Source organism: Butyrivibrio sp. NC2002 (assembly GCF_000702265.1).
Taxonomy (GTDB): Bacteria; Bacillota; Clostridia; order Lachnospirales; family Lachnospiraceae; genus Butyrivibrio.
The window spans coordinates 330010-356702 of record NZ_JNKZ01000004.1; the positions used below are offsets into that span (position 1 = coordinate 330010).

The 26693-nt window shown below is 37.8% G+C and carries 22 protein-coding genes; 2 read left to right on the forward strand and 20 right to left on the reverse strand.

What is annotated here, in order from left to right:
• Positions 1–183: 183 nt before the first annotated feature.
• The 9 genes from T543_RS14940 to T543_RS01625 all read right to left on the reverse strand — a co-directional run bounded on the left by T543_RS14940 (position 184) and on the right by T543_RS01625 (position 10521).
• The gene (locus T543_RS14940; RefSeq protein ID WP_051638454.1) at positions 184–1977 is read right to left on the reverse strand and encodes a KAP family P-loop NTPase fold protein; all 1794 of its coding nucleotides are present in this window, start codon (positions 1975–1977) and stop codon (positions 184–186) included.
• 126 nt (positions 1978–2103) lie between these two features.
• Positions 2104–2937 (reverse strand): hypothetical protein, encoded by an 834-nt coding sequence (locus T543_RS01595; RefSeq protein WP_035765026.1) that lies wholly within the window; start codon positions 2935–2937, stop codon positions 2104–2106.
• A gap of 96 nt (positions 2938–3033) precedes the next feature.
• Positions 3034–5502, reverse strand: coding sequence for a DUF262 domain-containing protein (locus T543_RS01600; protein WP_242839438.1), 2469 nt, complete (start codon positions 5500–5502; stop codon positions 3034–3036).
• Positions 5486–6769, reverse strand: coding sequence for a DUF262 domain-containing protein (locus tag T543_RS01605; protein WP_035765029.1), 1284 nt, complete (start codon positions 6767–6769; stop codon positions 5486–5488). Before T543_RS01605 ends, T543_RS01600 begins: the two co-directional genes overlap by 17 nt.
• A gap of 387 nt (positions 6770–7156) precedes the next feature.
• Positions 7157–8623, reverse strand: a complete 1467-nt coding sequence (locus tag T543_RS01610) for an ISLre2 family transposase (protein ID WP_035765032.1) — start codon at positions 8621–8623, stop codon at positions 7157–7159.
• A 208-nt stretch (positions 8624–8831) separates the two neighbouring features.
• Positions 8832–9149: a nucleoside triphosphate pyrophosphohydrolase gene (locus T543_RS01615; protein WP_035765034.1), complete on the reverse strand. Its 318-nt coding sequence runs from the start codon at positions 9147–9149 to the stop codon at positions 8832–8834.
• On the reverse strand, positions 9140–9514 hold the full coding sequence (locus tag T543_RS16630; protein ID WP_081829883.1) for an HNH endonuclease domain-containing protein: 375 nt from the start codon (positions 9512–9514) through the stop codon (positions 9140–9142). Before T543_RS16630 ends, T543_RS01615 begins: the two co-directional genes overlap by 10 nt.
• 118 nt (positions 9515–9632) lie before the next feature.
• Entirely contained in the window at positions 9633–9827 is a 195-nt protein-coding gene (locus T543_RS01620; protein WP_035765037.1) for a hypothetical protein, read from the reverse strand.
• A 22-nt stretch (positions 9828–9849) separates the two neighbouring features.
• Positions 9850–10521: an SIMPL domain-containing protein gene (locus tag T543_RS01625; protein ID WP_242839439.1), complete on the reverse strand. Its 672-nt coding sequence runs from the start codon at positions 10519–10521 to the stop codon at positions 9850–9852.
• 752 nt (positions 10522–11273) lie between these two features.
• Between T543_RS01625 and T543_RS01635 the strand changes: the two genes are divergently transcribed.
• Positions 11274–12059, forward strand: coding sequence for a DUF7663 domain-containing protein (locus T543_RS01635; RefSeq protein WP_035765042.1), 786 nt, complete (start codon positions 11274–11276; stop codon positions 12057–12059).
• Between the two features lie 84 nt (positions 12060–12143).
• On the opposite strand, the gene T543_RS01640 is transcribed toward T543_RS01635, so the two are convergent.
• The 7 genes from T543_RS01640 to T543_RS01670 all read right to left on the reverse strand — a co-directional run bounded on the left by T543_RS01640 (position 12144) and on the right by T543_RS01670 (position 18297).
• On the reverse strand, positions 12144–12485 hold the full coding sequence (locus T543_RS01640; RefSeq protein WP_035765044.1) for a hypothetical protein: 342 nt from the start codon (positions 12483–12485) through the stop codon (positions 12144–12146).
• Positions 12482–13063 (reverse strand): hypothetical protein, encoded by a 582-nt coding sequence (locus T543_RS01645; protein ID WP_035765047.1) that lies wholly within the window; start codon positions 13061–13063, stop codon positions 12482–12484. Before T543_RS01645 ends, T543_RS01640 begins: the two co-directional genes overlap by 4 nt.
• Complete coding sequence (locus T543_RS01650; protein ID WP_051638455.1) at positions 13056–14900, reverse strand: AAA family ATPase; 1845 nt, start codon at positions 14898–14900, stop codon at positions 13056–13058. Before T543_RS01650 ends, T543_RS01645 begins: the two co-directional genes overlap by 8 nt.
• The gene (locus tag T543_RS14945) at positions 14893–16155 is read right to left on the reverse strand and encodes a VirD4-like conjugal transfer protein, CD1115 family (protein ID WP_051638456.1); all 1263 of its coding nucleotides are present in this window, start codon (positions 16153–16155) and stop codon (positions 14893–14895) included. Before T543_RS14945 ends, T543_RS01650 begins: the two co-directional genes overlap by 8 nt.
• Complete coding sequence (locus T543_RS01660; protein WP_051638457.1) at positions 16156–16776, reverse strand: ClpP family protease; 621 nt, start codon at positions 16774–16776, stop codon at positions 16156–16158.
• Positions 16777–16837: 61 nt separating this feature from the next.
• Positions 16838–17641 carry a hypothetical protein gene (locus tag T543_RS01665; protein WP_035765049.1) on the reverse strand — a complete coding sequence of 268 codons (804 nt, stop codon included), beginning with the start codon at positions 17639–17641 and terminating at the stop codon, positions 16838–16840.
• Between the two features lie 332 nt (positions 17642–17973).
• The gene (locus tag T543_RS01670; RefSeq protein WP_035765052.1) at positions 17974–18297 is read right to left on the reverse strand and encodes a hypothetical protein; all 324 of its coding nucleotides are present in this window, start codon (positions 18295–18297) and stop codon (positions 17974–17976) included.
• Between the two features lie 300 nt (positions 18298–18597).
• On the opposite strand from T543_RS01670, the gene T543_RS14950 reads away from it, so the two are divergent.
• Positions 18598–22284 carry a RecQ family ATP-dependent DNA helicase gene (locus tag T543_RS14950; RefSeq protein WP_051638458.1) on the forward strand — a complete coding sequence of 1229 codons (3687 nt, stop codon included), beginning with the start codon at positions 18598–18600 and terminating at the stop codon, positions 22282–22284.
• Positions 22285–22438: 154 nt separating this feature from the next.
• On the opposite strand, the gene T543_RS01680 is transcribed toward T543_RS14950, so the two are convergent.
• From T543_RS01680 to T543_RS01695, 4 genes are all read right to left on the reverse strand, one after another.
• Positions 22439–23215 carry a hypothetical protein gene (locus T543_RS01680; protein ID WP_035765055.1) on the reverse strand — a complete coding sequence of 259 codons (777 nt, stop codon included), beginning with the start codon at positions 23213–23215 and terminating at the stop codon, positions 22439–22441.
• 156 nt (positions 23216–23371) lie between these two features.
• Positions 23372–25012 carry a hypothetical protein gene (locus tag T543_RS01685; RefSeq protein ID WP_035765058.1) on the reverse strand — a complete coding sequence of 547 codons (1641 nt, stop codon included), beginning with the start codon at positions 25010–25012 and terminating at the stop codon, positions 23372–23374.
• 121 nt (positions 25013–25133) lie between these two features.
• A complete protein-coding gene (locus T543_RS01690; RefSeq protein ID WP_035765061.1) occupies positions 25134–26255 on the reverse strand; it encodes a phospholipase D-like domain-containing protein in 1122 nt (373 codons plus the stop codon).
• A complete protein-coding gene (locus T543_RS01695; RefSeq protein WP_035765064.1) occupies positions 26252–26626 on the reverse strand; it encodes a helix-turn-helix domain-containing protein in 375 nt (124 codons plus the stop codon). Before T543_RS01695 ends, T543_RS01690 begins: the two co-directional genes overlap by 4 nt.
• Positions 26627–26693 lie beyond the last annotated feature (67 nt).

Here is a 26693-nt window from a genome sequence, read left to right on the forward strand (position 1 = left end):
ATATATGCCGGGATAAAATAAATAATCTGTGAATATTTTAAATATTATTTTCAAATATTATAGTAGTCTCTTGAATAAAATAAACATTCATATTAAAAATGCTGATCTCTTCCCTACCTTAGAGTCGAGACCAGCAAATGCAAATTATTTAATGCGTATTATAATTCATTTACTTTTTGGCATTCAATGCTGCTTTGCTTCCCCCATAACGTCCTCAAAACAAGCCTTAACCGACATCATCAAATCCTCATCTTGACTGTCATCCTTTTCATCAAATTTATACTTAAAAGAAATACCTCTTGAGTAAAAGTATGATATGCCTTTCATAATAGAACGACTTTCACAAATTGCACTTAAATCAGGTCTATCCCAAATGAGTACATTTGTTGGTATGCAACCAATTTCAACCCACTCCCTATCATCATCATAGAATATCACATCAATAAACTTCTTTTTATTTACACGGTACTCAGCATGCCCATAACTCTTGGTATTGATATATTTTATGTTCACATCTTTGTTATCTGCAATGATACCATCAATCAAGTTCAAGATATGATCTACCTGTTCCTCTGAATACTTGATGTGTTTAAGGTCTTTTCTATCAACCGGAAGCGCAACTTTTTTCTTTTCAGCTACAGGGTCCGTATTTCCTGTGATTACAGATAATGCCAATACATCTTTTAGTATGGCAAGATCGCTATCCGAAACAATTTCATTTCTCACTATGAGATTCTTAAGTTCTGGAATAAATCTCTTGATTTTCTCTAATTCCTCAGGTTTTACCTCTATGTCCAGACTATCATTTATCTGATCGACATCCATCGACAGCAAAACATTAAACTTATCTACATCAATGTCATCCTTATTTAGTGAAAAATAATCATATACCGGTTGACATGCTTGCTGAAGGCACATCATAGCAAAAAGCATTTGCAACTTGTCACCATCCTGGAATATACCAGTAGATTTCTCATTGTTCCGATCCACCATTTGTAATAAAAGTAATGCATTAAACAGCCTTTTTATAGCGCGTGGATTTTTCCCTACAGATGTCTCAATGAGTGTTATTAACTTATCCGATTTCTTCTTGAGTTCTTCTGCAATTTCAGTCTCATCGACGCATGAATCAAAGAATTTCTTGAGGTCATAGTTTCCTACAGGCACTTGGAATGGAACCTGAATTATCTTATCAAAGAAATTTCTTCCCTTCTCATCGTCAAAGTCTTTTCCATACTTGGCCTTTACCCCCCTTTGCACGACTGAATAATCAATTGCCAATACAAATACACACTTAGGCGACTCCAAAAATATCTTTAGAACTTCAAGTATCTCTACAGCAAGTGCTGGATCAAGCCTATCCAAATCATCAATAAATATAACTACTTTATCTTTCTCTCCCGATGCGACAGTCGATATTACCTCAGAAAAATTACTTTTTAGCTCACTAATGCCATTGGCGCTTCCATTAGGCAAAAGAGACTTTATATTGCCAGAATCCAGCTGAACCATTCCTCTCGTCACCATACTTAATGATACGGTAGCAAAAACAGATACAAAATCTCCTATTTTATCAGAATACGCCTTTAGTTTCTTGAGGACATCTTCCCCTGTTGGGCTTTTTGCAACCTCTGCCTTAATCTGATTCACGAGTGCATCAATCATTATCATCGGGAGCTGTGAAGCAAGGTTAAATTGCGAATATTCCCATGTATTGAACTTTACAGGGGTAATATTTCCACACATATCATTCTGGCTCGCATTTATATCATCAATGACCATTTCCATTATGCTGGTCTTACCAGTTCCCCAGTCACCCTGAATTGCTATTGTCATTGGAGTATTACATGTCATTATAAAATCACGAAGTCCATGAACATAATTCTTTATCTCGAACTTGTCATCATCCACATGACAAGAATTCATATCTGTCATACCAACCTGTTTTCTATTAGCTGATTTAAATGAAATGGCCATATTTCTACCTCCAGTACTCACAACATAGATAGCCTCTAAATAAGCTGACTTAAAGCAGCAAGTATCACTCTATATAGTAATATTCCAACCTGAAATGCTCTACCCGAACCTCTAACACTTCAAAATTCATTCAGACCTATATTGCCTTGAACCAAATTTTTTAAACAATTTATCAAGCTCAGTATTGATGTAGTCCACGGCTCTATCAGTAATCATCATATGCATCTTCTGTGTATGTTTACCTCGTAACTTTTCTATTGATACATCTTGTCCTTCTGATGAAGGATAAGTATCTGCGCCAACCGCTTCCAAAACTTGGTTTAGCATTAGTCCATCTTTTCTAGCTGCATCGATGCATTCAAACTCTTTCAAAACCAAATAGTATTGATAATGACTCATCCAGCTATATTTCTCTATCCACGCAGGTTTTACCGTGTCATCGTTACTATATCCACACAGTATGCCTCTCCCGATTATTGATTGTTGTGCATTTCCATAATCGTCTTGAATTCCAGCAGCCATAAAGACTACTGCATTATCCTGAACTCCTGAAGGTCTTTTCACATAATTCAAAATATAGAGCGTTTTGCCATTATCTTGAACACTCACCATCTCATGGGGCTGATTTTCATTCTGAGGTCCTTCAAATTTTATCCAGGAAGAATATTTATTAGAATTGGATGTACGCCTTATATCTCGCTTGACCACATTCTCATTTACCAACCTCTTGATTTCTGCTTTCTTATCTTCTTCAGCCTTCTCTTTCTGTTCCTTTTGAGCATTCGCTTTATGTGTTATCTCTTCTTGTACTTTCGGATCATCACATGTGAAAAACTTTTCAAATGAATAATATGGAAAAATCTTTTCATCAACGCCAAACTTCACATAAACCTTTCCATCTTCTTCCTTTAAAATTGTTCCTTCCCCAAACTTTATGTGTTTTACAGTTGCCCCTACCATATACGAACTCCTTTCCATATGATTCATGAATAAATCATATACGCATAGAATTGCATTATTTACGAATATTGGGTCCATTCTGATAAAACCTATGAACTATTCAAGAAGTCGATCTGTTATCATTTGCTCAAAATCCATAATTTCCTCATAGGACTCATCCAGTATTCGTGATATATCTTCTTTCGTGGTAGTCTCATCCAATCCCACTCTCTTTGATACGAAAGGCAGTTTCCACTGCCAATTCTCTTTTTGAGTTCTTGATGGGCTTATTTCATTTATTCTATTGCATATTTTTCGTTGTTCTTCTGATAAGTTTTTCCCGCTCATAGCAAACTGCATGAATAGCTTTTTTCCCTGCTTATTGACTATCTCATAAAAATAATGATTCCTAGTTGCCCATCCGCTATCAGCTGTTTCTGATTCAGGCATGATTTGGGACATTGCATCTGTCGTGAAACGGCAATACATCTTTCCACATTTATTATCATCAACGTGTATAGCCCCAGTAGCTTCCTTAGCTTTAGACCACTCATACATGATAGTTGCTACATCCAGCTGGGTTCTACTTTCAATATTCCCCTTCTCCTCATCAAATCCTTCATCTGAATCAGGAAACACTATTGCAGTGTTCACATTGCAGGCTTCCTTAAGAATATTGATCATTTTTTCCTCGTGACAACGATATTGCGTTTCCTTCCAATATAGGCTAGCTACTTTATTGTCATGTTTTTCAGTAAGTTCGCTCATTATTCTGAGTTTAAGACTTCCTTTTGCAATCATATCCTTAAATGTGCTTTTTTTAGCCTCTGGTGACATATTTGAAAACTTTGAATTCACATTTCTTTGAATTATGCACAGATTCCCAAACTGATCAACTCCATCTTTCCACTGTTCAAAAGTCCCTTCAGACGGGTTCTGTGGATACCAATGTTCTACAGAGTTCCTAAACTCAAAATCAAAATCCGAATACTTTTTTCTGTCAGAATTCCAAAGCAAATAATCCAAATAATTAAACACGATATGTGGAGTATTAACTCCCATTGCAAAAGAACCATCTTTACATACATCGAAAAAGTTCTCTCTTACTGCTTTTTTAGCAATGTCTTCAGTAATACTTTCAATCCCAACAATATACTCATCCTGCAGATGTACACAGTCGTCTTCTGACAGCCAAATAAGTAGTTGGGTAATCCAATGCATTACCTTTGGAGAAGTATATGACACTCTCAATGCTGACTGTAACATTATATTTGTCTTTGTTCTCCAATCATTAGTCGAATTCCATTCGCCGGTTTTTGTGAATTTTGAATTACGATAATATGGTTTTTTCTTTGTTTGCTGTCCAGACACAAATAGGGACTTCAAACTCCATTCACCATCTGCACTGTCATTGGCATATTCACGTTTAACGATATACCTGTCAAACAAAAACCTGGTTCGCAAAAGACAGATTATAAATCCTCTGGAAAAATCCGCTTTTTTATCACTGACCCTACCGGCGCCAGTTACACCATTTGTAATCACCTTCTTAAAACTATCAATAAGTTTCTTATCATCCAAAAGCTCTGCAATTATAGGCGTTTTTCCATCTTCATGTTGTATTTGATTTTCTGCAATAAATACTTTCAGTACATGCAGCAAAAAGAAAGGGTACTCAATTATACTTTCAAACCTTACTCTTACATCGTCATCAATATACCCCTCATCATCCTCCACCTTGAAATTGATATCAATAATATCCCGTATTGTGTGGCCGCCTGTTTCCCAATTGTCTGTTTGTATTGCTTTTTCATAATCCTTCCATTCTTTTGAAGGAAGATGATTCCAACCGCCCCCGAAAATACTCTCCCTGACCTCATTAAGTCTGCTTATAAAATGCATCTGTACATAGCCAGTCATATCACTGCATGCATCCCAGATTTTTGAAAAAATGAAGTGATCTGCTGGAGTATCCAGGTAGCTCATAAGCATTGCCTTTAAAATATCGTGCTGTTCAAGTTGCTCTCCCCTGGTATTCATGATTTCAAAATACCTGTTCAAGTCAGTGTTTTTGGGGACTTCTATCCTATATATCACGACTTTAGAAAGCTTCTTGATGAACTCTTCCTTATCAAAGCCATCTCTATTCAATTCCTGATTCAGGATTGTCATACCTCTCTGTAGGCCTGCTTCAATCCTGTCCATATCAAGTTTACTTCTATTTTCACTAAGGAGTTCTCCAATATTCTTTAATGTATAGTTAGATTTTTCTCTGCATGCAAAAGTAAGGCTATTCTTTACTGAATACCCCAAACAATTAAGCAGAAGGAATAATGATGTCAGTCGTTGTTGCCCATCAACCACCTCATATTTTCCTGCATGCTGTGACACAATCAATGCCCCAATATAATAGTTGTCATCCAATGATACATCCATTATATCCTCTATCAATTGCGTCAATTGCTTATCTTCCCATGCATATGCTCTTTGATATAGAGGTATTACATATTCAATATCAGTATCGAAAATGTTTCCTGCACTGTTTATAATATGAAGTTTACTTACAAATTCATCTATCTGATACATCCGAAACTCCGTTCATCTCTTTGAGTTTTAAATATAGCCACTCCCATCTCTTACTACCAGGTTCGTCTCCGTTCCTAAGTACTTTAATCTGTAAATTAGCAATTTCATTATGCAATCTTGCAAAACTTATTTTTGAAAATAAGGGAATCGAATTAGTATACCTAGCATTATTTTCATCCCCTATAGCGTATTTATTAATACTGTCAAAGCCTAGGTTTTCCATATCAACACGAATCATAAATGACCAGGTGAAGAGCTTCTTTATAGCCATCTCATCAAAATTATGGAATTTGTCATAATATGTAAGAACAGCACAATAAAAAAGATTCTTTGTATATCCAAAACCCGCAGAACCACTTTTATATCCAAGAATTTCCTTCATTATCGCAAATGAAGGATTAGTCGCAATCTCAACAACCACATCTCTAAGGAGATTTATGTAATGATCAACCATTTCAAAAAAGTCATTCCCGGCAATAAACGGTTCTGTTATCTGAAAATATGGCATGGCTTTGCTAGCTCTTTTGGCATATGTATATCGCTTCGTTTCATCAATCCCTTTATAGGTATCTATCTCCTTGGCCGTAAATGGTCTGCTCTTTATACCTCTCGACCAATTCCAAATAGGAAAAAGATATAGATCAAAAAGCAACCTTATTTGCGTAGTGTCTTTCGCTTCCCACTTAGTTACTGCATGTTCCATTTCATACGGATATTCTTTCATCTCCCTCAAATGATATGCCTTTAGTAAATCATGTGGATCAAGTTCTTTTCCCCTTGTATTTTGTGAATCAAAAAGCTGGAATGCCTCTGCTATTTTGTCCACACTGATCATAACCACTTCAAGGATATCATCTAAGGCATCCTTAAATTCTCGTCTAGTAGTATCACCTTTAAGCGAGAACCACTCTCTAACAAACATATAGTTATTATGTATATTCGTCTGTGTTACCTTACTAAAAAAAGACTTGTTCAAGATACTGCACTGAAAATGCGGGTCAAGATATGTCTTTAGAAGGGTAAGAGAGATTATCCTCTGTTGACCATCCACCACTTCGAAAACATCCTTATTTTTATAAACAATAACGGTTCCTATCCTATATCTAAAATCTCCATGATACTTCTCATAATCTGATATTGCATTTGATATATCACTAAGCAGTTCTTCAACATTCTGAACATACCACTTATATGGGCGCTGATAATCTGGAATGTCCAGATTTAGCGCTAACAACTCATTTATGCTCATTCTTTTTATATCAGCCATACAATACCACCTTGCTATAATATATGTCTTATAATTTGTTCACCGAAATAGCCCCAAAAACAAATACCCCTGAATAAAAACAAAAAGGGAGCATACGCTCCCCAAAACTATTATATCATTATTTTTTATAGACTAATATCAAGATTACCATTTAAGACCGCGTAAATTTACTGTAGGATTTAATAGGTTAAAGAAACCTTGATATGCCTAAGCATCAGCTGGCATCTATAGATACGGAAATTCTTTATCCGCTCCATTTAAGCTAACATTGATAGATATGTATGTCAAGGACAAGCCAACGGTGCATCCATGCATCCTTGACATACATATCTATCAATGCACTTATGTTATCATGCGGATAAAGGATTCCCTTGGCTTTTCAAGCCGTTACAAAGTCCATATCCCACTATTAAAATACAACTGCTCCTTTGTCTGGAGACTCAGTTTATGATTCATGGCTTCATAGTATTTTCCAACGTTTCCATGTGTATTTTTCTCTGTGCGTATCATAGCTGTTGAAGACAGTATACCAGTGTATTCCTCCCCTACAGCTGGCATCATCTCATTCTGATATCTTACCAGTTCTAACACGTCACCGCCGTTTTTATAGTATGCCCTAAGTCGACACATCTTATCTGCTCCAGTTTTACTCCAGCCTCTGGGGCGAGAACTCATCCGGTCAGAAAGGATATGACTAACATGTCCCTCAGCGCTGCATCCAATTACTGTGTCTTCTCTGCATACTCTTATGCGTGCAGCAGCCCAATTATTTAATATATAATCGCCAGCTTCTTTGATCCGCTTCTGTTTCTTCTCTGATTCTCCATATCCGGCTATTTCTTCAACCCTTTCTTTAAATGCCTTTTTTTCGCCCTTATAAATATAGCCTGTAAGTTCTGAACGAGCATCCTCTGCACTGTCCAGAAGATGGCCTGTGAGCTTAAGTAGATACTTCTGCATATGGAATTCATCCAGAACAGTTGTAATTCCGTTTGTTCTGTTCTTTCCTGCTTTTATCCATCCACCACAATCACCATTGAGATAGATTTTTGTTATCTTTTCTACATCGTAGTTATCACAAATGTACTTATATATGGAATCCCAAAACTTAGCATTGTCTTCGCCTTCATATACACCACAAAAGTAGTGAGGATTTACGAGATGATGCCTCTTGCTCTTTGGGCTATCTTGTTCTATACCTTCATAAACGTAAACTATCTTTCCAAGAATGCAGTTGTTTTTCCAGTTGTTCTCACCAATTTCAAGATCACCTTTCTTTTCCTTAAACTGCAATGGAATGTGATCTTCATCCGCATCGATATATATATAATCAACCACTTTCTTTTTCACGGCTATCTTTTCTGCCGGAAACCTTAAATGGTGCAGAATATCTTTTACAGCCTCCTTACTGACTTTATCTTCAGAAGCACAGGCTGCCTCACCTCCACGTCTGTATGATGTCTGTACTGCTTCCTCAAGTATCTGTGCCTTAGCAGCCTCGGTGACTCTTTCATGTGAGTCGAATCCAAGTAACTTATCCAGAAGATACTCGCTATGTCCATCTTTCTTGTTTTTAAACAGCGTTTTATTAAAAGTAACTGTCCCGGCAATTGTTACCAGTTGCTTTTTGTCCTTTCTTACAACCACCCAGTTCTCAAGCCTTTTTAAACTTCCTCTTATTTGGTTATCTCTATCCTCCAATGTTTGCCTGAGAAAATCTCTTTCCAGTCGACCGAATTCGGCATGTACACCTCGTTCAAACTCTGCCATTCGGGTAGGCTCTTTTGCAAAATCCTCACGTAGCTTTATAAGATTTTCTTCCACCTTTTCCCAAACTTGTTTTATACTGTCCATAAGGACACCTCCCGTGCTTTTTGTTTTGGCCAACAAATACCTTAACACAGAAGGTTGTCCTTTTTATTTATGTTGTGCACAATTCTTGTGCTACATTCTATCAATCCTACAAAAACTTTACCCTAGCACCATTTAATAGTTTGCTCTGATACTACTATTCCGTAGTTGCCTCCCCTATTACCAAAAAACATGTTTAAATGGCATAAATTCACCCAATAACGGTCTCCAAAAAGACTTTATTTTCAAATCCCCCGCGTTCTTTTAGTTTTTTATTTCTAATTACATCCAGATCCTTTCGGCTATATCCTCTGGCCTTTGCAGCCGCATAGATTACTTCCAATAAATCTGCCAGTTCCTCGATACTCTTGTCATTATTATATTCTGTTAGTTCTTCAGATAATTTTGCATCTATCATTTCCATGTATTCATCATCATCAAGTATCCGTATATTACATGATTTACCATCATTTTCTATAATCTGCGGAATCTTATCTCTAACCAATTTATTATATTCTATTATCGACATGATTCTCCTCTATACACCCATTCCTTAAAGCCACTGTTTCTGGTTGCTATATAAATAGGATTTATCACATTATACAAACGATTTCTAAAATCCTCTGACGAAAGCCCGTCACAATATAGTTCTTTTGCTATCTCAGAATTATTCAAATGGAATTTGGCCACATTATCAAAAGCTTTCTTGACTAACTCATTTTGTTTTGATAATTCATAAACGTTATATTCAAGTGCTGAAAGCTGTATAAAATACTTGTCCCATAATGGAAGATTATTACTTTTGCTGCTGTTGATTGACTTAATGGTTGGATGTAAATTCCATAATTCATCGTGCGCCACATACTGCCAAGGGACAAAGTGATCGACTGAGATTTTTGGTCAACCAGCAGTATTTCTCCATAAATATCCTTGATATCAGGCCTTATATCTATTATCAGTTTCCAGAACTTTCTTACTCTTTCAATATCACGAGCTTTATTTCTATATCATGTTACTCTCCATGAAGCCATCCCTTATCCTGATTATAAGGAATATCCGGATAATCCTTCTTAAGCTCATTCTTGAAAAGCACTATATGCAACAGCACCGATAAAAAAGCTGTCAGTTCAATATATCCAATCCAAAACACAATAATATCAGAATGACTTCCTATAAAACTTCTTAATACAAAATCAATATATCCCATTCTGCACTCCCCTCATCAATCTTTAGCATATTCCCCATACAACCGTAACTGTATCAGTTATATCGATATCATCAGGCTCAATATCCATATCATAACCGCCCGTACTGCACTTTGCAGTTTCACAGCAGAGCATATCCATGTGCATAGGCGCTATTTCCATATTGATCTGCCCCCAGGAATAATCAATAGTCTGTATATCTCCAAGCTTTACTCCTGTAGCTGCAGTCAGTATTTCAGCTTTATCCTTTGAATCCTTCACAGCCTTGCCAAGTAGTTCATTCTTCGCAGCTTCCTCATCCTTCACAAAGAAACTTATCCTGAACTCAGGGCGGATTATCAATGCATTCGCAAGCGAATATAAAATCTTTCCAAGCCGATCATTATTAGACTCAAATTCAACCTTAAGAACATGACTGAATCGGTAGCCGACAAATCTACTTTTCCAGTCTCCATTTTTGTCATGGTAGCTCTCATTCTCGACTTCAACATTAAAAGAAAGAGTCTTAACATCCTCACTTGAAAAATCATGCTTTTCCAGTATTTTCTTTAATTCTTCTGTATCCTCTGAAGACTGTTTCAATGTACTGGAGTATTCCTTTTTTACGCCTTCCAGAGTAATAGTTATCCTGGTCATATCAGGCTTCACCTTCAGATTCCCTTTACCGGTGACACGTATCGTTCTCTCAATTGCCATAACTCAGTTCCTCCTATTATTATGCCAACGCCAGTCCCGCAAACAAATCCCCCTGCAGGAACTCAGGTTATCAGCATCTTCTTTTCTAGCAGTCTCATAAAGTTCATATACTAAGTTTGCAGTACTTTAGTTATTACATCTCCTATTCGAGTCCCCAGAGCTCTAAATATCAGTTTGAATGAACGGTATCTGCGGGTTTTTCTTTCGCATCTCAAGCCTGAAATACACAATATGAACCAAAAAAGACATTTCCATTGTTAATTCCAATAAGATAAGAAAAAATCCCCAACTCATTCCTACCATAGCAAACAAATTCTCCATAAATACATTAAAGGAATAAAGTAAATCAGAATTCCAGAACACGTTATAAAAGCCAAACATTATACTTCCCTCCTACGTGCATCGTCACCCGTCCAATAATCAAGCATTAACTTTTATGCCAGATAATAAGCACTTGACGTATTGTCCTTTTCTGCTAATCTCTTTGTCACACCACTATGATACATCTCTATGTGTCCCATATATAAGACATCACTTATGAACCTATAGCAAAAATAAAAAATTGACTTCTCAGGAAATATGTTTTCTAAAAAGCAGCTTTATTATTAGTTTATTCAAAAAACTATTAGAATATGTCAAAACTCATATTAAATGATTCTCCCCATAGCACAAAATGGTATAATAACTATTAAATACTTATTGTTTCGTTCATAATTCCAAACAAAATATATTTCGAAAGGTCACATTTAGAAATGAAAAGTGTTGATGAAATAATAAAATCACATAAAAGGATATGTTGGTATCCCTCAGCAGGGGCTGACTTTAGAGAATTACTTTTTCTTTCACCCAAATATTTAAAATGGAAAAGTGTTTCTATTAGTAAAAAAGAATTACCAGATTTATTCATTTTGACTGATTGCTTTCCACATGATTGTTCATTTAAAAGAACCCCATCTCCATCTTATATTGAAAGACTAAATCATGATAATTATTCAGATTTAAATACTATTGTCCATGATTCTCGAACAAGAATAACGGTAAATGATAAAATAGAAGAAATCAGTTTTTCCGGAATTCCATTTGATGAGATTTTCTTCAATTTTGATATTTCTGACAATTATAATAAAGCATTTTTAATGAACTTACATATTGATTCCGATAAATTAGGTGAGTGGGATTCCGAAGTTTTATATATTCTAGTTGAAAATACTAGATTTGCATTGGATTACTTATATAAAAACAAAATCCATATTGATTGGATTATAAAAGTTAGATATGGAGACGCCTTTGGAGGCAGTACGTTGAGTGGTGATTGGCTTCTGAAACTACTGGGCCCATTAAATGTAAAATATTATCTTTCCAATAAAGTCACAGAAAGTAGTTTTGAATACATACCGGAAAGCATTATTAAAGAATATCCTATTCACAAAGAAATATTGAACGATACCAGTTTGCAAAATCTTGAAGAAGTCCATCGTGTTGATGCTGTTACTTGGTCGGATCAAGGCGATATATATTGGTACAGAGTTTTGCATTAATAACTGTTGATGAAATATAAAAAATGTATGTAGAAAGAAAAAAAATAAGCAGAACCTTAATAGAAGGCTCTGCTTATTATCTGTCTAATTATTTATCAGTTCTTCCAGACATGGTTCATCTGTAAAAATGCCATATGCCACAACCCAACTGGATACGATGGTATCATGGCTAAGGCCGTCAATCAGAATATCAAAGTCACTTCCTGAAATTATTTCCATTCCGTTTCTATGGGATATGACAACGTAAGCATCAGAATGTCTTTCCAGTTCTTTCCGAAGAAGATTAGCATTATTGTAGGCAATACCCATGCAAAATCTAAGATCAGAGAAATCCTCAAAATCTTTCCGAATATTTTCACTGATGAAGGCAAGACCTTCATCAGTATATCCCAGTCCTTTTTGCGTTAATATGTATACGTTCTTCATCCTGATATCTCCATCCCATATGCCATGTCATCAAGCATGATACCTGCCACCATACATACAGCTATCATTGGTGATAACCTGCCAAAGTAGCCCAGTCCTGTCTCACTGCCCTTTGCCATCATTATGAGTGAATACTGGTAGCACACAAACAGGGCGTACATCGCAAAAATCCCGACCTTATACATTATGGTGACTAACCTGTTTAATCTGTAACGCCCAAGGTCATCGAATAAAGAAAATGCTGCCAGCGGTACAAAGACATAGATAACAGCTTCAATGGGAACAGGCAGGTAACGACATATATTTAGCCATATTGTACCGTTAGCCCTTACTCCGAAAACAGCTGTCACGAATAATACTCCTGCAAGGATTGAGAGAATCGCTTTACGGTTCTCGATTACAACCATCTTTATTTCTGACTTCTGGTACTGAATCATGACCACCATCCCCATGCATACAGCAGCAACATTTATCAGGGTCCAGTGTCCCGGACCGCCTGATATATATGAAAAAGCAAGCTGTAATACCATGCTTGATATAGCAGTTACGTTAAATAATACTGATACCATCTTAGGCAACAGTTATCACCTCCTTTTTGTATTCAACAGTACAGTCATTATGTTTCTTCTTATCACCCAGGGTTTTCGGCGGTCTCTTTATGCAGTTTTCATCAATCATCTTAAGAAGCATGCCATCCACATAGTCTCTTACAGCTGTCTGTGCTGGGCGTGCCCCGAGCTTTGGATCATAGGATGCATCCACCAGATGCTCTACATCTGTTTCTGAAGTGGAATTCTCAAGATATACACGGGCAGCTCTCCCACCGCTCGTAGAACCAACCTCTCCAATCTCTGTAGCCAGCATGTCCCTTACGACCTGAAGATAGGTCTTCCTGCTAATCTCATGAAATGTATATCTCCTTGAAAATCGACTTATCAGCTCCACATCGAAATACCCTGCAAGATCAGATGTAGTCAGGTTCTCCTGCCCCTGCCCTGCCCCAAAGCCGATGGCTTTAACTTTTGCGGTACATCCTGCGTTTGTGGTGGCAATGATGATTGTCTTTGAAAAATCTATCTCCTTTCCGACATTCGTCTTCATCGTACCCTCATCAAACACCGACATGAACAGTCTCTGCACTGACCTGTCGCACTTTTCAAACTCATCAAGCAGGATCACCTGATATGGATTGGTATCAAGTGCGTCAAAGGGGAGCTCCCTGTTACTGTCAGAGCCGACATATCCTGAAGGTGCGCCTATTATCCTGTTTATGGATGCAGATGAATTAAACTCAGCCATATTGAGGACTATTGGCTTTTCGCCAATGTATTCGGAGGCTATGACCTTTGCGGCCTCGCTCTTTCCAGCTCCCGAAGGACCGGCGAAGAGGAATGTGAGCGGCTTCTTCCTTGGTCTAAGGTGCAGGTCATACAGCTTCAGGGTTCTTGTAATGTCCTCCAGGATGTCATCCTGCCCCCTTATATGGGAAACAGCATTCTTGAACGAGACCTCATCAAAACGTTTTAAGCAGCTGTTTCCGGAGGTCATTCGAAACGCTGTCTCTTCTATCACATTCTCATCAAGGAAGATACACCCGTCCTGCCCTTCCTTCTGCATCTTCAGTACCTTTGCAGCTACAGCCCTGTCCATAAGTGTCAGTGCATTATCAGGTCTGTGTGAGCCCACAGCACAGAACTCGTCTGCTGTGCGGACAAGAAGGGATGCGGTGTCTTTGTCAAAACTGATGCCTCTCTCGTAATGTTTTTCCAGCTTTGTCTTCACACGGGAGAGAATCTTCTCAGTCTGCTCCTTTGTAAGCTCGTTGACCAGTACCCTTGTGAATCTTCTGCTGAAGGCAGGATCCTCATCGATCTTCTTGACTTCCTGTGTGGTAGTTGCAGCGATGACCTTGAAATTCCCCCTGCTGAGAGCGGGCTTTATCATCTGAGCAACCTTTTTATAGGATTCGCCACTAAAGAGCATGTGAACCTCATCAAGGAACAAAATTGCCTTGTTATCGTCATTTGCGAGATAATCTACGATATCCCTTACCTTCCTTTCAAGTTCACCAACTATGCCGCATCCGGAGATAATATCTGACAGACCAAGGGAGTAGATCCTGTAACCATACAGCATGGAAGGAACCCCTTTGTGTTTACGCTTTATTCTCCTAGCAAGTTCTTCAACTATGTTTGTCTTACCGCTGCCCGCTGGTCCGATAAGCAGCGCATTTGGTTTGGTTCCACTGATCAGTATTGAACAGATTTCGCAGATGATATCATCACGGTAAAGAGTCGCCGGGGACTTGGAATTTGACATATCCGAAAGGAGACTTTCCACATTTGCCTGTGACATAGAAATGAATGTAACCGGCTCCAGCTTTGGCAGATTATTGTTTTTATTCTTGTTATTCAAACGTTACCTCCTCGTTATCTTCATAGGAATATGGCGGTACTTTCTCAACCAGCATGGCGGGTTTTCCGCCCTCCAGGATGTACTCCATGGAGCGGTCCATTGAAAGCACGGACTCCGGTGTCTTTCTTGCCCTGGTACCGATGAACTCTGCTGATTTAATGTCGTTGCTGCCCAGATAGATTATGTGATCGCAGTTGTTGATTATGGTCTGTGCCTGCTGGTAGGTATAGAGTGATTCAAGCTGGGTAAAGGACTGTATGCATATGGTGAGCCAGATATCCCTGCTTCTTACCACCGACAGTATCCTGTCAAAGTCAGGAATGATCGCGCTTGATGCAAAGTCATCCAGGATTATTCTCACAGGGATTTTAAGCTGACCACCGGGAGACTCATCCGCTTTTGCAATGAGTGTCTGGAGTGCCTGCGTGTAGAACAGATTCACGAGGGAATCCATGCTGTGATCAGTATCTGACACATTGAGGAAAAGAACTGTCTTTTTTTCTCCAAGTGATGCAATATCAAGTGTCTTTTTGATATATTTGCTATCGTTGTAATACGGATCATAGATATATCTCATCTCTGATATGTCAAAGGGAAAAATGGCTGAATTTATGAATCCGTATATGCTTGCCACCGTCCTGTCAGCAGGGTTATTTCCGCACATCTCGTCGTATCTTTTCTTTGCAAAGGAATCAGGATTCTCGTTAAGCCAGGGAATAAACCCAGTATCACCGTCCTTCTTTATGAATGCACGGTACAGTCTGAGCACCGAGTATATATTATGGTCTTTCTTAGGTAATGCCGACAGGGCATATGCAACAAAGAATTCCAGATACATTCTCGCCGACATGGGCCAGAAAGGCTCCCGTTGTTCTATTTCCAAAGGAATCAGCGCGGCTGCAAGTTTCGCAATATCCTGCTCCCTGTACCTCCCCCTATGGTCCTTACGTATGTAGTCCAAGGGGTTGTACTTGCAGCTCTTATGGGGATTTACGAAATCCAGTGTCAGCACCTCATATCCTTTTTGCTTGAGTTCATCCGTGAACATCCTGCACAGCTGTCCTTTGCTATCCGCCACTATCAGGCTTGAATCCTTAAGTGATTTCAGCTGGCTGTATACCAGGCTCCCTGTTTTTGACGATCCCGATGCTCCTACCACCAGATCATTATTGTTGCCCTTCGTGATGCGTGTGTCGTTGCTGACATACACACCATTTCCAAGGACCCTGTAGCCGTATCTTGAGTTTTTATTCATTTAGTTTTTACCTCCTACGATTGTTCCAAAGTTACTGGTGTCTATCACTGCAGAAGCAAGACCGAATTTTATGGCTTCCTCTGCACTGAAATAGGAATCATACTTTGTGACTTCAGAGACTTCTTCAACGGTTTTCCCCGTACGCTCAGCAATTATTGAGACAAGTCTCTCATTTGTGTGTTTAAGCTGGTTTAGCTCCTCTTCAATCTCGAAGGGCTTTAGACCACCTATCTGACGGTTTCCGAAACTGCAATCATGGATCATTATTCTTGAGCTGGGGAGCATGAACCGTTTATCCTTGTCGCAGGCCAGCAGTATTATGCTTCCCATGGATGCAGCTATGCCGGTGACCACACATGTCACAGGACTTTTCATGAGCCTTATGACATCGTAGACAGCAAGACCATCTGAGACTGAGCCACCCGGGGAATCAATGAACAGGATTATGGGCTTCGTGTTATCCTCGGATTCCATATAGACGAGCTGCTTTATTAGCCCGTTGCAGGATTCATCGTTCACCTCACCAACAAGGAACACCTTCCTGTCCCTCAGGAACACGTCATCGATAGGTACGGCTTCGAGTCCTCTTACGGACTCGAAGATTATTTTTGAATTGTGCATAGTTTTTCCTTTCTCATGCTTTGCATGACTGTATTGTTATTGTTTCGAAATATCAGCAGCTTTAAGTATCAGAGCCAAATACATCCGGGAACATGTAACGGATATCCTCCAGGGGCTTATATGGCATCCACTTCACGTATTTGTCATTATCTGCAACCAGGAGATAGGTGATACAGTCAATAAACAGGTAATTTATTGCGATATATGCTTCTGTCACATTCTGTGCGAAATAACTTATCGGTTGCATAAAACAGAACCATTCCTTTCTAGCTCGCTTTATCGCAAGTTCAATGTATTCGCCCAGAGTGAAGCTTACAGGTTCAAATCTATCCGGATATTCTTTTTTGTACATCCTGCAGTAATAGTCCCATATCTGTTCTTCAATATCTTCTATATCTGACCGATGTTTCGCATCCTCTATCGAGCTTTTCAGATAATCGATAAATGAGGTGAAGTCTATCATCCCAAGCCGTTTAAGATTCTTATTAACGGAACGGTTCATATAGTCTATAGCAAGAAAATAGCAGTGCCCCGCTGACCAGTTAGTCTTTAATGCTAATTCTCCATTTTCCTCGGGAACCTTAAAGTAATCTGCACGTCCGAGATCACCATGACCGCGTTCACTCCAGATCAGTGCCAGAATGTCACCATATGCGTATTCATTTAATTCTTCTATAGTGCGGTCAAATCCGTTTGACAGTTCATTTCTAAGGAACCATAAGTTTCGTGAATTCTCTCTTTTGTTACTTATGGTGCTGCCAAAACTCTGCGAAAGATAGTTGTCTATGACTTCGCCAATCTGAGCAGTATCAGTTATCACCCTCTGGCCTGCCTGTCTTTCGATTTCTTCAAGCATTGAACTCATTTAAGTCTCCTTCCTGCAAAAAAGACGGATATGTGATCCGTCTTTTTTGCAAATAAAAAAATTTGCAGTAACAATAATGACAATAAAAAAAGCTCCGGGCTCTGATAATGCCGCCTATGCAGTATGGGTTGTACCCATACTGCAGGGAAGTGACATTACCGAAAGGAGTGCATCGAAAGTGTTTTAGACGGGATTATCAGAACCCAGATCATAGTTACATTTTTAGATAAGACCAGGCAGAACCGCATCTGTCCGCCGAAGCGGACCCAAATGCCGCCCTCCTGGTCTTTATACCACAATTGGACCGGCGAGAGCCGGTCGGGAACACATTCTTAGAATGCTGCATATGCTCTAAGGATATAGCTGCTCCCAAAGCCAAACTTCCACTTAGTCGTGATTTCGCTAAAGGGTTTATCGCGGTACTGTCTGAGTGCATATTTCATCTCTTCAATACCCTGCTCAGTCTCTTCACTGTCTTCGTTCTTCATGAACCCCAGGCTAAAAGCCGGGGTAACACGATCGTCGTCCGAATACAGCTCGAGAGTGAAATGGACGTTATCTGGAAGCGTATTGTAAGCGCTCCAGATAGCGTATGTTGTAGGTATGTTATCTCTGTGTTTACAGGTTTTGATATTTGTAATGTTGTTTTTCATCATTTTCTATCTCCTTTACATAAATTGATTATTGATTTTCATCACTACCACAATAGAAGTGGCAAAGCCACTCACGGATCTAGGAGGAACTCCCTGGCAATTTTTTATACAGTAAAAGGTAGCTTTTACTGATTTCGTATGAATCTGGCAACCAATGTTGCCACATTTAATTAACATTAGAAGTTTTAAATAGCTTGTTATTAGATGCTTTTTTCGGTTAGGTGGTGTATAATTTTTATATCCGTTTAGAATAGTTCAAATCTTCAGTAATTATGCGGCTCAATCATGTTTCAGAGGTTAAATATGCGAAAAATTATAAATGATCCTGCCACCCACATTAAAGCAACTCTCGGAATAGAAAATTTTTTAAAATACTCTTCTTCTCCTCATGAGGATGATTTCTCTCAGGAAGATATTATTATGCATATATTATCCGGAAAGGATACTTTTGCCATTCTACAGACTGGCGGAGGAAAATCTCTTTGTTTTCAGGGAGCCGCCCTGTGCATGGAAGGACTTACTATCGTTATATCTCCTCTTGTTGCCCTGATTGCAGATCAGGTTAATGAATTCAATCAGACTACCCTAAAAACATATACAGACAGGACTATTAGTGGAAACGCCCCGGCCAAACTCTTTAAAGCAATATATCCAGGGATGTCCAACATGTCTGATGAGGCTCTTTTCGAAGAAATTCTCAATCCATCAGATCCTGATACCGAATACAAATTGCTGTATCTGACACCTGAACGTTTATCGAGTCCCATGTTCATGAGACTTCTTTCAGATAATGAAACATGTTGCCCTGAATCATCTTATCTTCACATTGACCATATAGTAATTGATGAAGTCCATTGTCTGTCACAATGGGGTTTCAGTTTCAGGGAAAGTTATCTCAGAATAATAAGTTTTATTAAACAGCGGCCTTCAAGACCCGTGATAAGTGCCTTTACTGCCACTGCAACACCGCTTGATATAGAATGTATCGAAAGACTGCTTGGATTTAACCGCCATGGTTACAGACGATTCAAAAGTACCGACATCAGAAAAAACCTGAATTTTCATATTATCAGATGCAAAGATGATTCTGAGCGTTTTGATCTTCTTTCCAAATACCTTAGCATAGTACATGCGGAAGAATCTGTCATAGTCTATTGTTCTACAACTGAGCAGGTGGACTGGCTGTATAAAAATCTCACTCAGAATAATGATTCTCTTTCAGTAAGAACTGACCGCTATCATGCAAAAATGAATGCCTCTGCCAGAGATGCCAGTCTGCACCGTTTTTTAAAACACAATAATGTAATGATAGCAACCAAGGCTTTTGGCATGGGTGTAAACAAAAAAAATATACGTGCAGTAATTCATTATGACATCCCACTAAGCCTTGAGGAATACTATCAGGAAGCAGGAAGAGCCGGGAGGGATGGAAATGAAGCCCATTGCTATTTACTTTATTCCCCAGGCAGTCCGGAAAACCCTTCAAGAGGATCCATGTATTTCAGCAAAATATGGGTTAACAGCGATGCAGAAAGCATTCTTGACCTTGAATGCAAACCTATAGAATCACGATTGTCAGTCGTTGAGAAGTTCGCAATAGTCTATCTTGCAAAATATCGTATGACTAAAGTCGCAGAGTTTTGCAATGCGCAAATGACAGAACGTGTAGATGCACAGATTTTTATCAGAAAATATCTTAACACCAAAATCAAAGACTCGGTCTTTAAAAAAATGGACCGTTTCTTTTATGTGCGTAAAAGTTTTTTAAATGCCGTTGAAAATCTTAACGACTCTGTCTCATCTGATAAAGCACAAAATGATGGAACGTACATTTTTGATATGCTCATTGATGATGTGAAGAAAAAGCTTACACTGGTAAATGACCTGCATATAAATAATACTCTCATAGCCAATACACTTAGATGGCATCCGGAATCATACTGTCTGATCAGTGATCCGGAATCTGACGAATTATCATGCAGGCTTAACATTACAGAATGGAAACGAAACAACAGAAAGATGAGGGGTGAAAATCCCATTTACAGAGAAATCCTTTCAACTGACATAGCTGTTGACTCTGTTTTTATACGTTCCGATAATCCTCTGTCTTCCGATACCATCCTAAAGATAAATAGCATTTGGGATTCAGAAAGAAAAACACACTCCTCCAATCCCGAATATCTTTTCATTGTTGACAGCGGATCTACAAACTCACAGGATACCAATATGATCCGGGTTGCGCTACGCTTTTCGGACAATGAAGGTTTATGGACAAAGTGCAGTGAGGATGATCCGATAAAAAAGAAACTGATTGATATTCCATCCACCACAAACGGCCTGTTCACCAAATTTAAATACCCTGGATGGAGAGAAATGACTCTGGAAACATTTTCAGAATCAAAGAATAAGGAAAAAACGTCTTCTCCGTTTGCTTTTATCCGTGGCAAACGTTCGCGTGATATTTCCTTTTCCATATATGCGCATGAAAAACTGTCATACTTTGATATGTGTGTTGCCGATGCAATATACTCCATAGCTTCTACAGGCAGAACAATAATATATACAAAAACCATATGGGAAGTATTATCCGGTGATGAAACAGTAAAATTCTCCCGTGCAGGTTCAAGAATTAAAACTGCCATTGAAAGCAGTATTGAAAAAATGATGCACACCTTAATTTCAATAAATGATGACAACGCTCCGGGATTTACAAAAGAACAGTTTCTTCCCTTGAAAAAGCGGGTTGACGGGCAACTTGGCTATGATTATCTATGCACTCCTCCGCTCTACAGATATGCCGAAATCATTGGCGGTGAAATAATACGTATCCCGGTATCTTTAATGGACGTGCACCGCTATAAACAAAATTGGTTTAAACCGGGAACAATACCTGATACCAGTGCTCCTAAGGGCATTGAATTTAAGGCAACCATTGAAAATTCCGTACTGTGCCATTATCTTCTTCATCGTGCATCAATAGCAAAAAATAAGAAAACAGCTCAGTTCCTGTCATTTGAAACCCTCAGGACAGTCCTTTCCGGTTATCTTGATGAAAGTCTGTTTTACGGAACCGGATTTCTATATAAACGAATAATTACTATTCTGCTATATTACAAGACTATTGGGTATCTGAAATTTGACGGATATGCTGAAAATGCATATCAGAAGAACAAAATACCAAATGCTGGTATTTATTCTATATATCAGGGTCAGTATCTGTTTGTGCGTAATGAAAAAATCATAATGGATTTAGGTTCAGATCATGATGACACTTCGCCAGCAAAAGGCAATATCGATGTCCCACATGCAAAAAAATTTGACGAAAAATTATTTTTACGGCAGGCAACAAGAATAATAGGGCAGTCAGATATCATAGAAGGTGTATGCAGGGAACTCCTGCTTTTCAAAAAGCGCCTGAGCAAGAGCAAAAAGCCCTTATCCTTTCTCTTTGTTGGACCCTGCCCTGGATTAAAAGAACGGCTTTCTATTATTATCACTCAGCGCTATAGTACAGAAAAAATTATTGCTCTTGACATGAGCCAATATATACAGCCGCCCCTTGATTATTCTCTCTGGGAGATACTATCCAAATTGTTAGAGAAAAATCCATTCTCGGTTGTCATTCTTGACTCATTTGAAAAATGTGATAAATCTATTCAGGCAATGTTTCTATCTGCTATTGAAAATGGATCTTTATCGTTCGGGAACGATCTGGTAATCGATTTTTCAAAAGCAATTGTCATTGCTACAGCGTATGTATCAGGAATAAAAAAACTCGCATCATCCAGATTTGATGAGGATAACAGTACAATGCCTATGCTTACTGAATGTTTTGATATAGACACAATCAGAAAATTCACAAAAAGATATACGTTTCACAAGATTCAGCAGGATGAGACTTTTTTTATAACACACAAAAACCCAAGAAACGAACAGTACTATGGGCTGCCACCATATATTTCATCATTAGATGGAATTAGATTCTATTGACTGTTTTAAAACATCCCCTTATACCTAGAGCATTATAAATATTTGCTCTGAAGATATAGACATGATAACGCTATCCCTGTTTCCACTTTACTATCACGAATGGAAACAGGGACATTTTTAAAGAAAAATACGCTGCTCCATTTCACATTCTTTTCTACAAATTTAGAGTCTCGTTAAAGTTTTGAACGCTAAGAATATAATTATCTCTTTGTAGCCAGCGTTTATCATTTTCAACAAAACCCGGATCAACTGGAACTTGTTGCCCCGAACTTATACTATCAAAATTACTTTTTATAGCCCGAATTCCTCTTTGTGCAACGCTCTTCATTCTCCAAAACTCTTCATGAGGAATAAACCCCCTTAAATGACAATAAAACTTCCTCGCTTCAGGAGTCCATTCATTTCCATTAATTCGCAGAAATCTCCTCATAAAGTCTTGTTTCTCAGTTGTAATATAGTCCATAAACCTTATTCTGGGAACTGCGTTATCTCTCTCTTCTTCCTCCCCCTCCATATACACATTAACAAATGCATATTCGTTTATAATAATAGGCTCATTATTATCATTTTGATATCTGTAATTACCATTATCGTCAAATCTATCTTTCTCTATCATCAAATAACTAGACCTGATGCCAGAAGACTTTACACTCACATGAATATTTCCATCAACTACAACATCATCCTTGTCCCATTGTCCAAGTGGATATACTTCAAAATCCAAATCACCTACCCTATGTTCGTTACGATATTTTTTTTCCAGATATCTCTTTACTACTATTTCCGCAAGTTTACCTCGTAAATCATCAATAAAGATCTGTTCATCCGTTCTCCCCATAATAAGATCATTATTATGATTACCACGCATATCTGTAGCAAATTTATAGCATTTCCAGACATCCTCAGGACTAACACCTACTTTTTTGTACATCGTAGCATTCACCTCCTCTTAAGATTATTCATCAATCCTTTTCTAATATCTTCTTTATTTCGGATTTCATTCCTAGTTAGAGCACACTTTCAATATCAACTAATACCTTTTTATATTGACACTTCTCTGATACAAAAATTTGATATTTGCTCGAGCTTACCCAATATAGTCAAAAGGTAAATTCTCGCGCTCAATCCATATAAAATGAAGATGGATGTTACCCTCCTGATCCTTAGATAAACGTATCCCGTTTATTCCTACTTCATTTAACCTCTTTTCGGTTAATGGCTCATAGTCTTCCAGCTGAAATACTTCTTTTAATATCCATTCCCCCAAATAGGTTTGCTTCTCAAAGGATTCAATGGCTTTACCAAAGTCCTGTGTAATAAATGACTCAATGGTTTTTCCTGATGGCTCAAACACCAAATTAAATTTTCGCAAATTTTTATCCTTAATAAGCTCATTAGTTGTCGAATTCCATATTTTTTTTGCAAAAAAATCAGGATGTTGTGTATGAAATTCACGTGAATTGGGAAGCGGTATATATAATTCTGTTTTCGGACGAAATAGTAATTTAGTTATCTCGCTCTGGAACTCATTATTACCAGACCTCTTAACTAATTCTAATATCTCTTTCCTTATCCTTACTTTTTCCAAGCGCTCATCCTTATTAGATGCTGTAGTCAATAGGTAGTCATTAAGCAAGTCTATTATCTTTCCCAATAATTCTGAACTTACTTCTCCCTCAAATTCCTCCTTAATTGAACTAATTCGTTTTTTACGCATGTCTCCAGACATTTTCGATCCCACCCCAAAAAAACTGTTAAATCCAGAAAATAATTCAACCTCGTCATTATCATTTGTTATAAGCCAAGAATATGACTCCGTTTTTTCATGATCAGTAGAGCTGGCATATTCAGATCTTTTTTCTGAACTTAATACGACCGGTTTTACTATTTCTTCTTCACTGTCATTGTATATCTTGTCAGCAAGATCTGAGAAAAAACCATATGCATCATCTACATATTTTACATCCCACTTTTCTTTGACAATATTATAATTATCGAAACTCATTAATAATTGGCTATCAGCAGAGGTAAACTTATACTTATGATTTCCATCGCTAAATTCGAAATTTGTAGGATTTTTTTCTCCTGTACACCCTAATATTTCAATATTATCAATATCTATCTGCGTATAATCTGTCTCACCTACATAAATACAAGGATCATCTCCTTTCTTTGACGGCATCAGCACATGATAAACCGCTTTAACTGAATCCCCCTCTGAAATATTAAATCCTTGAATATTAGCTTCAGAAGACTTAATACGCATGTTTCTCAGATAGGCAATCTGACGAGCAAGACTTTTATATAGTGGAGCATTGATTTTATCAACCTCTTCTTTGTTTCTTTGTTTTCCATTTTCATCCTTCGCATTTTTTCGCATCTCTTCAATAATGTTAGACCATTCATCATGATTAGCCTTAAACTGAGCTATTTTTTGATCTCCTGATGCAATTCCAAAAGTCTTAATTCCAATAAGATACTTTTCTATACTACCATCCTGATGTTGTTTGCATAATGCAGCATCATACGATGTATTACCTATATCTTCAGCTGACGCTCCAAAAGCCTTTTGAAAAACCGTTTCCTGATATTTGGAATTAATTATCGGACTCAGCATTTCTGGCTCATTATTATCCGCTTTTTGCGCAAAAGCATTCGTTAAACTCGCAAAAGCAAGAATCAATTTTTTATACTCTGCTCTCTCTTCTACAGATAAATTATTCCACATATTATTAGCCCTCCCTTGCAAAACCTTCGCTTTACTAATCACTGCATTAGATCTCACACAAAAAACCCTTTTTTATAGTAACTGTTTATATATATGCAGTAAGATTATTCATTTGATTTCTTTAATTTATTCCATTTGCTTCCACGAAATCATCATATGAATCCACTGGTCTAAATTCAATCTTATATAAACCAGCTCTCATTCTGATAATTTCTACAGAATCAATGTTTATTTCTAGCAATTTATCATATGTTAGCAACTGCCCCTCTTCCAAGTGCATTACCTCTCTCAATAACCACTCTCCCAGTGCAGAATTAGGATTAGACATTAATGCTTTTCCATTGTCCTGGCATATTTTTGCTGATAATTCCCTGCCATCAGGTAAAACAAGCCGAAAAGGCTCATCTCGTCCAGGAAAGAAATCTGGATATTTTTGCTTCACCCAACTTGGAACCGGAATATATATTTCATTTGGATTCCTTAATCTACCAGCAGCATTCCATTGATTCAGCCCGCTCTTAACCGGTACGTTTCTCCCACCCCTATCTGAAAAAAGAGGCAAGATAATACTCTCTCTTTTTTCAGGTCTTATACTATCGTTTCCATCACGTAATGATAAAAGAGCATCAAAAGGGTTATCCAGAATAGATACGTTAAACATCAATTCCGGATTAGATGTATCGAAGTTCATATACAAAGTATTCTTACTTAAATTGAACGAATACTCATGCAATCCATCCGAAAATGCAATAACTCGCGAATTACTTTTTAATTTGATATCTCTTAAAGTCTCAACAGATATAAAATCCATATCAAATTCACAAATTTTTATATATCCTTCTCCTCTAACCACACAGTGGTATATCATCTCGTTTAAGTTGTGAATATCTTTTGTTACTCTAAGCCTTTCGTTACGAAGCTTACACACCTCTTCAACTATACGGTCCTCTGTTAATCCTCTAAATCTGCCAGAATCCTTATTAAATTCAGCTATCTTTTGAGATGAATAATCATTCCCCTCCAAGAATGTCTTTACCCCAACTCCTATCTGATCCTTTTTTGCATCGACAGAGCAGTCCTCCCTTCCAAGATTCTCTGCCCCAGTTGCTAAACAAAATATATTTTCTGCAACTCTGGAATTTATATATGGACAATTACTTTCACTTGACATTCTCGAAAGCATTCCAGCTATTCTCAGATATCTTTTATAGATTTCTTCATTATTTGAATTAACTAATTTCATTTTATACTTCCTTTCTGAATAAGACTTTTTGCATAAGCTATCAATCTCTTTCTCGACTTTTTATCCATATTGCTCCAAGCCCTGATCAAAATCAGATAGTCATTATCTGTAGGATCGTACTTATCTGGTATGATTCCAAACAAATAATCAAAGGAAACTTTTTCGTATTCTTGCACCGCCGTCAGAAGCTTAATTGAAGGATTTCTATTTCCCGCTTCTACACTAGCAAGAGTAGACCTGGATATTCCCCTTATCTTAAGCTTCTCAACGAGATATTTTTCTTGTGATATCAACTCTGCTCCCGGATTTTTATCATAGTCCCCTTTGCGAAGCTCTTTTATTCTCGCTCCTATCTTTATCAACTTATGCATATCATTTCCTCCATGAAACGAGTATATATCAATCGTCTTTTTAATAGTTTTTTTGTTACATATAGTG

What these genes read in the sequence shown, in the direction of transcription:
- T543_RS01605 (WP_035765029.1), bottom strand. Translation starts at nt 6,769, where the DNA reads ATGGCTGATATAAAAAGAATGAGCATAAATGAGTTGTTAGCGCTAAAT.
- T543_RS01665 (WP_035765049.1), bottom strand. Translation starts at nt 17,641, where the DNA reads ATGAGTTCAATGCTTGAAGAAATCGAAAGACAGGCAGGCCAGAGGGTG.
- T543_RS14945 (WP_051638456.1), bottom strand. Translation starts at nt 16,155, where the DNA reads ATGAATAAAAACTCAAGATACGGCTACAGGGTCCTTGGAAATGGTGTG.
- T543_RS01685 (WP_035765058.1), bottom strand. Translation starts at nt 25,012, where the DNA reads ATGTGGAATAATTTATCTGTAGAAGAGAGAGCAGAGTATAAAAAATTG.
- T543_RS01695 (WP_035765064.1), bottom strand. Translation starts at nt 26,626, where the DNA reads ATGCATAAGTTGATAAAGATAGGAGCGAGAATAAAAGAGCTTCGCAAA.
- T543_RS01635 (WP_035765042.1), top strand. Translation starts at nt 11,274, where the DNA reads ATGAAAAGTGTTGATGAAATAATAAAATCACATAAAAGGATATGTTGG.
- T543_RS01595 (WP_035765026.1), bottom strand. Translation starts at nt 2,937, where the DNA reads ATGGTAGGGGCAACTGTAAAACACATAAAGTTTGGGGAAGGAACAATT.
- T543_RS01620 (WP_035765037.1), bottom strand. Translation starts at nt 9,827, where the DNA reads ATGGGATATATTGATTTTGTATTAAGAAGTTTTATAGGAAGTCATTCT.
- T543_RS14950 (WP_051638458.1), top strand. Translation starts at nt 18,598, where the DNA reads ATGCGAAAAATTATAAATGATCCTGCCACCCACATTAAAGCAACTCTC.
- T543_RS01600 (WP_242839438.1), bottom strand. Translation starts at nt 5,502, where the DNA reads ATGTATCAGATAGATGAATTTGTAAGTAAACTTCATATTATAAACAGT.
- T543_RS14940 (WP_051638454.1), bottom strand. Translation starts at nt 1,977, where the DNA reads ATGGCCATTTCATTTAAATCAGCTAATAGAAAACAGGTTGGTATGACA.
- T543_RS01610 (WP_035765032.1), bottom strand. Translation starts at nt 8,623, where the DNA reads ATGGACAGTATAAAACAAGTTTGGGAAAAGGTGGAAGAAAATCTTATA.
- T543_RS01660 (WP_051638457.1), bottom strand. Translation starts at nt 16,776, where the DNA reads ATGCACAATTCAAAAATAATCTTCGAGTCCGTAAGAGGACTCGAAGCC.
- T543_RS01690 (WP_035765061.1), bottom strand. Translation starts at nt 26,255, where the DNA reads ATGAAATTAGTTAATTCAAATAATGAAGAAATCTATAAAAGATATCTG.
- T543_RS01640 (WP_035765044.1), bottom strand. Translation starts at nt 12,485, where the DNA reads ATGAAGAACGTATACATATTAACGCAAAAAGGACTGGGATATACTGAT.
- T543_RS01670 (WP_035765052.1), bottom strand. Translation starts at nt 18,297, where the DNA reads ATGATGAAAAACAACATTACAAATATCAAAACCTGTAAACACAGAGAT.
- T543_RS01615 (WP_035765034.1), bottom strand. Translation starts at nt 9,149, where the DNA reads ATGTCGATAATAGAATATAATAAATTGGTTAGAGATAAGATTCCGCAG.
- T543_RS01680 (WP_035765055.1), bottom strand. Translation starts at nt 23,215, where the DNA reads ATGTACAAAAAAGTAGGTGTTAGTCCTGAGGATGTCTGGAAATGCTAT.
- T543_RS01625 (WP_242839439.1), bottom strand. Translation starts at nt 10,521, where the DNA reads ATGGCAATTGAGAGAACGATACGTGTCACCGGTAAAGGGAATCTGAAG.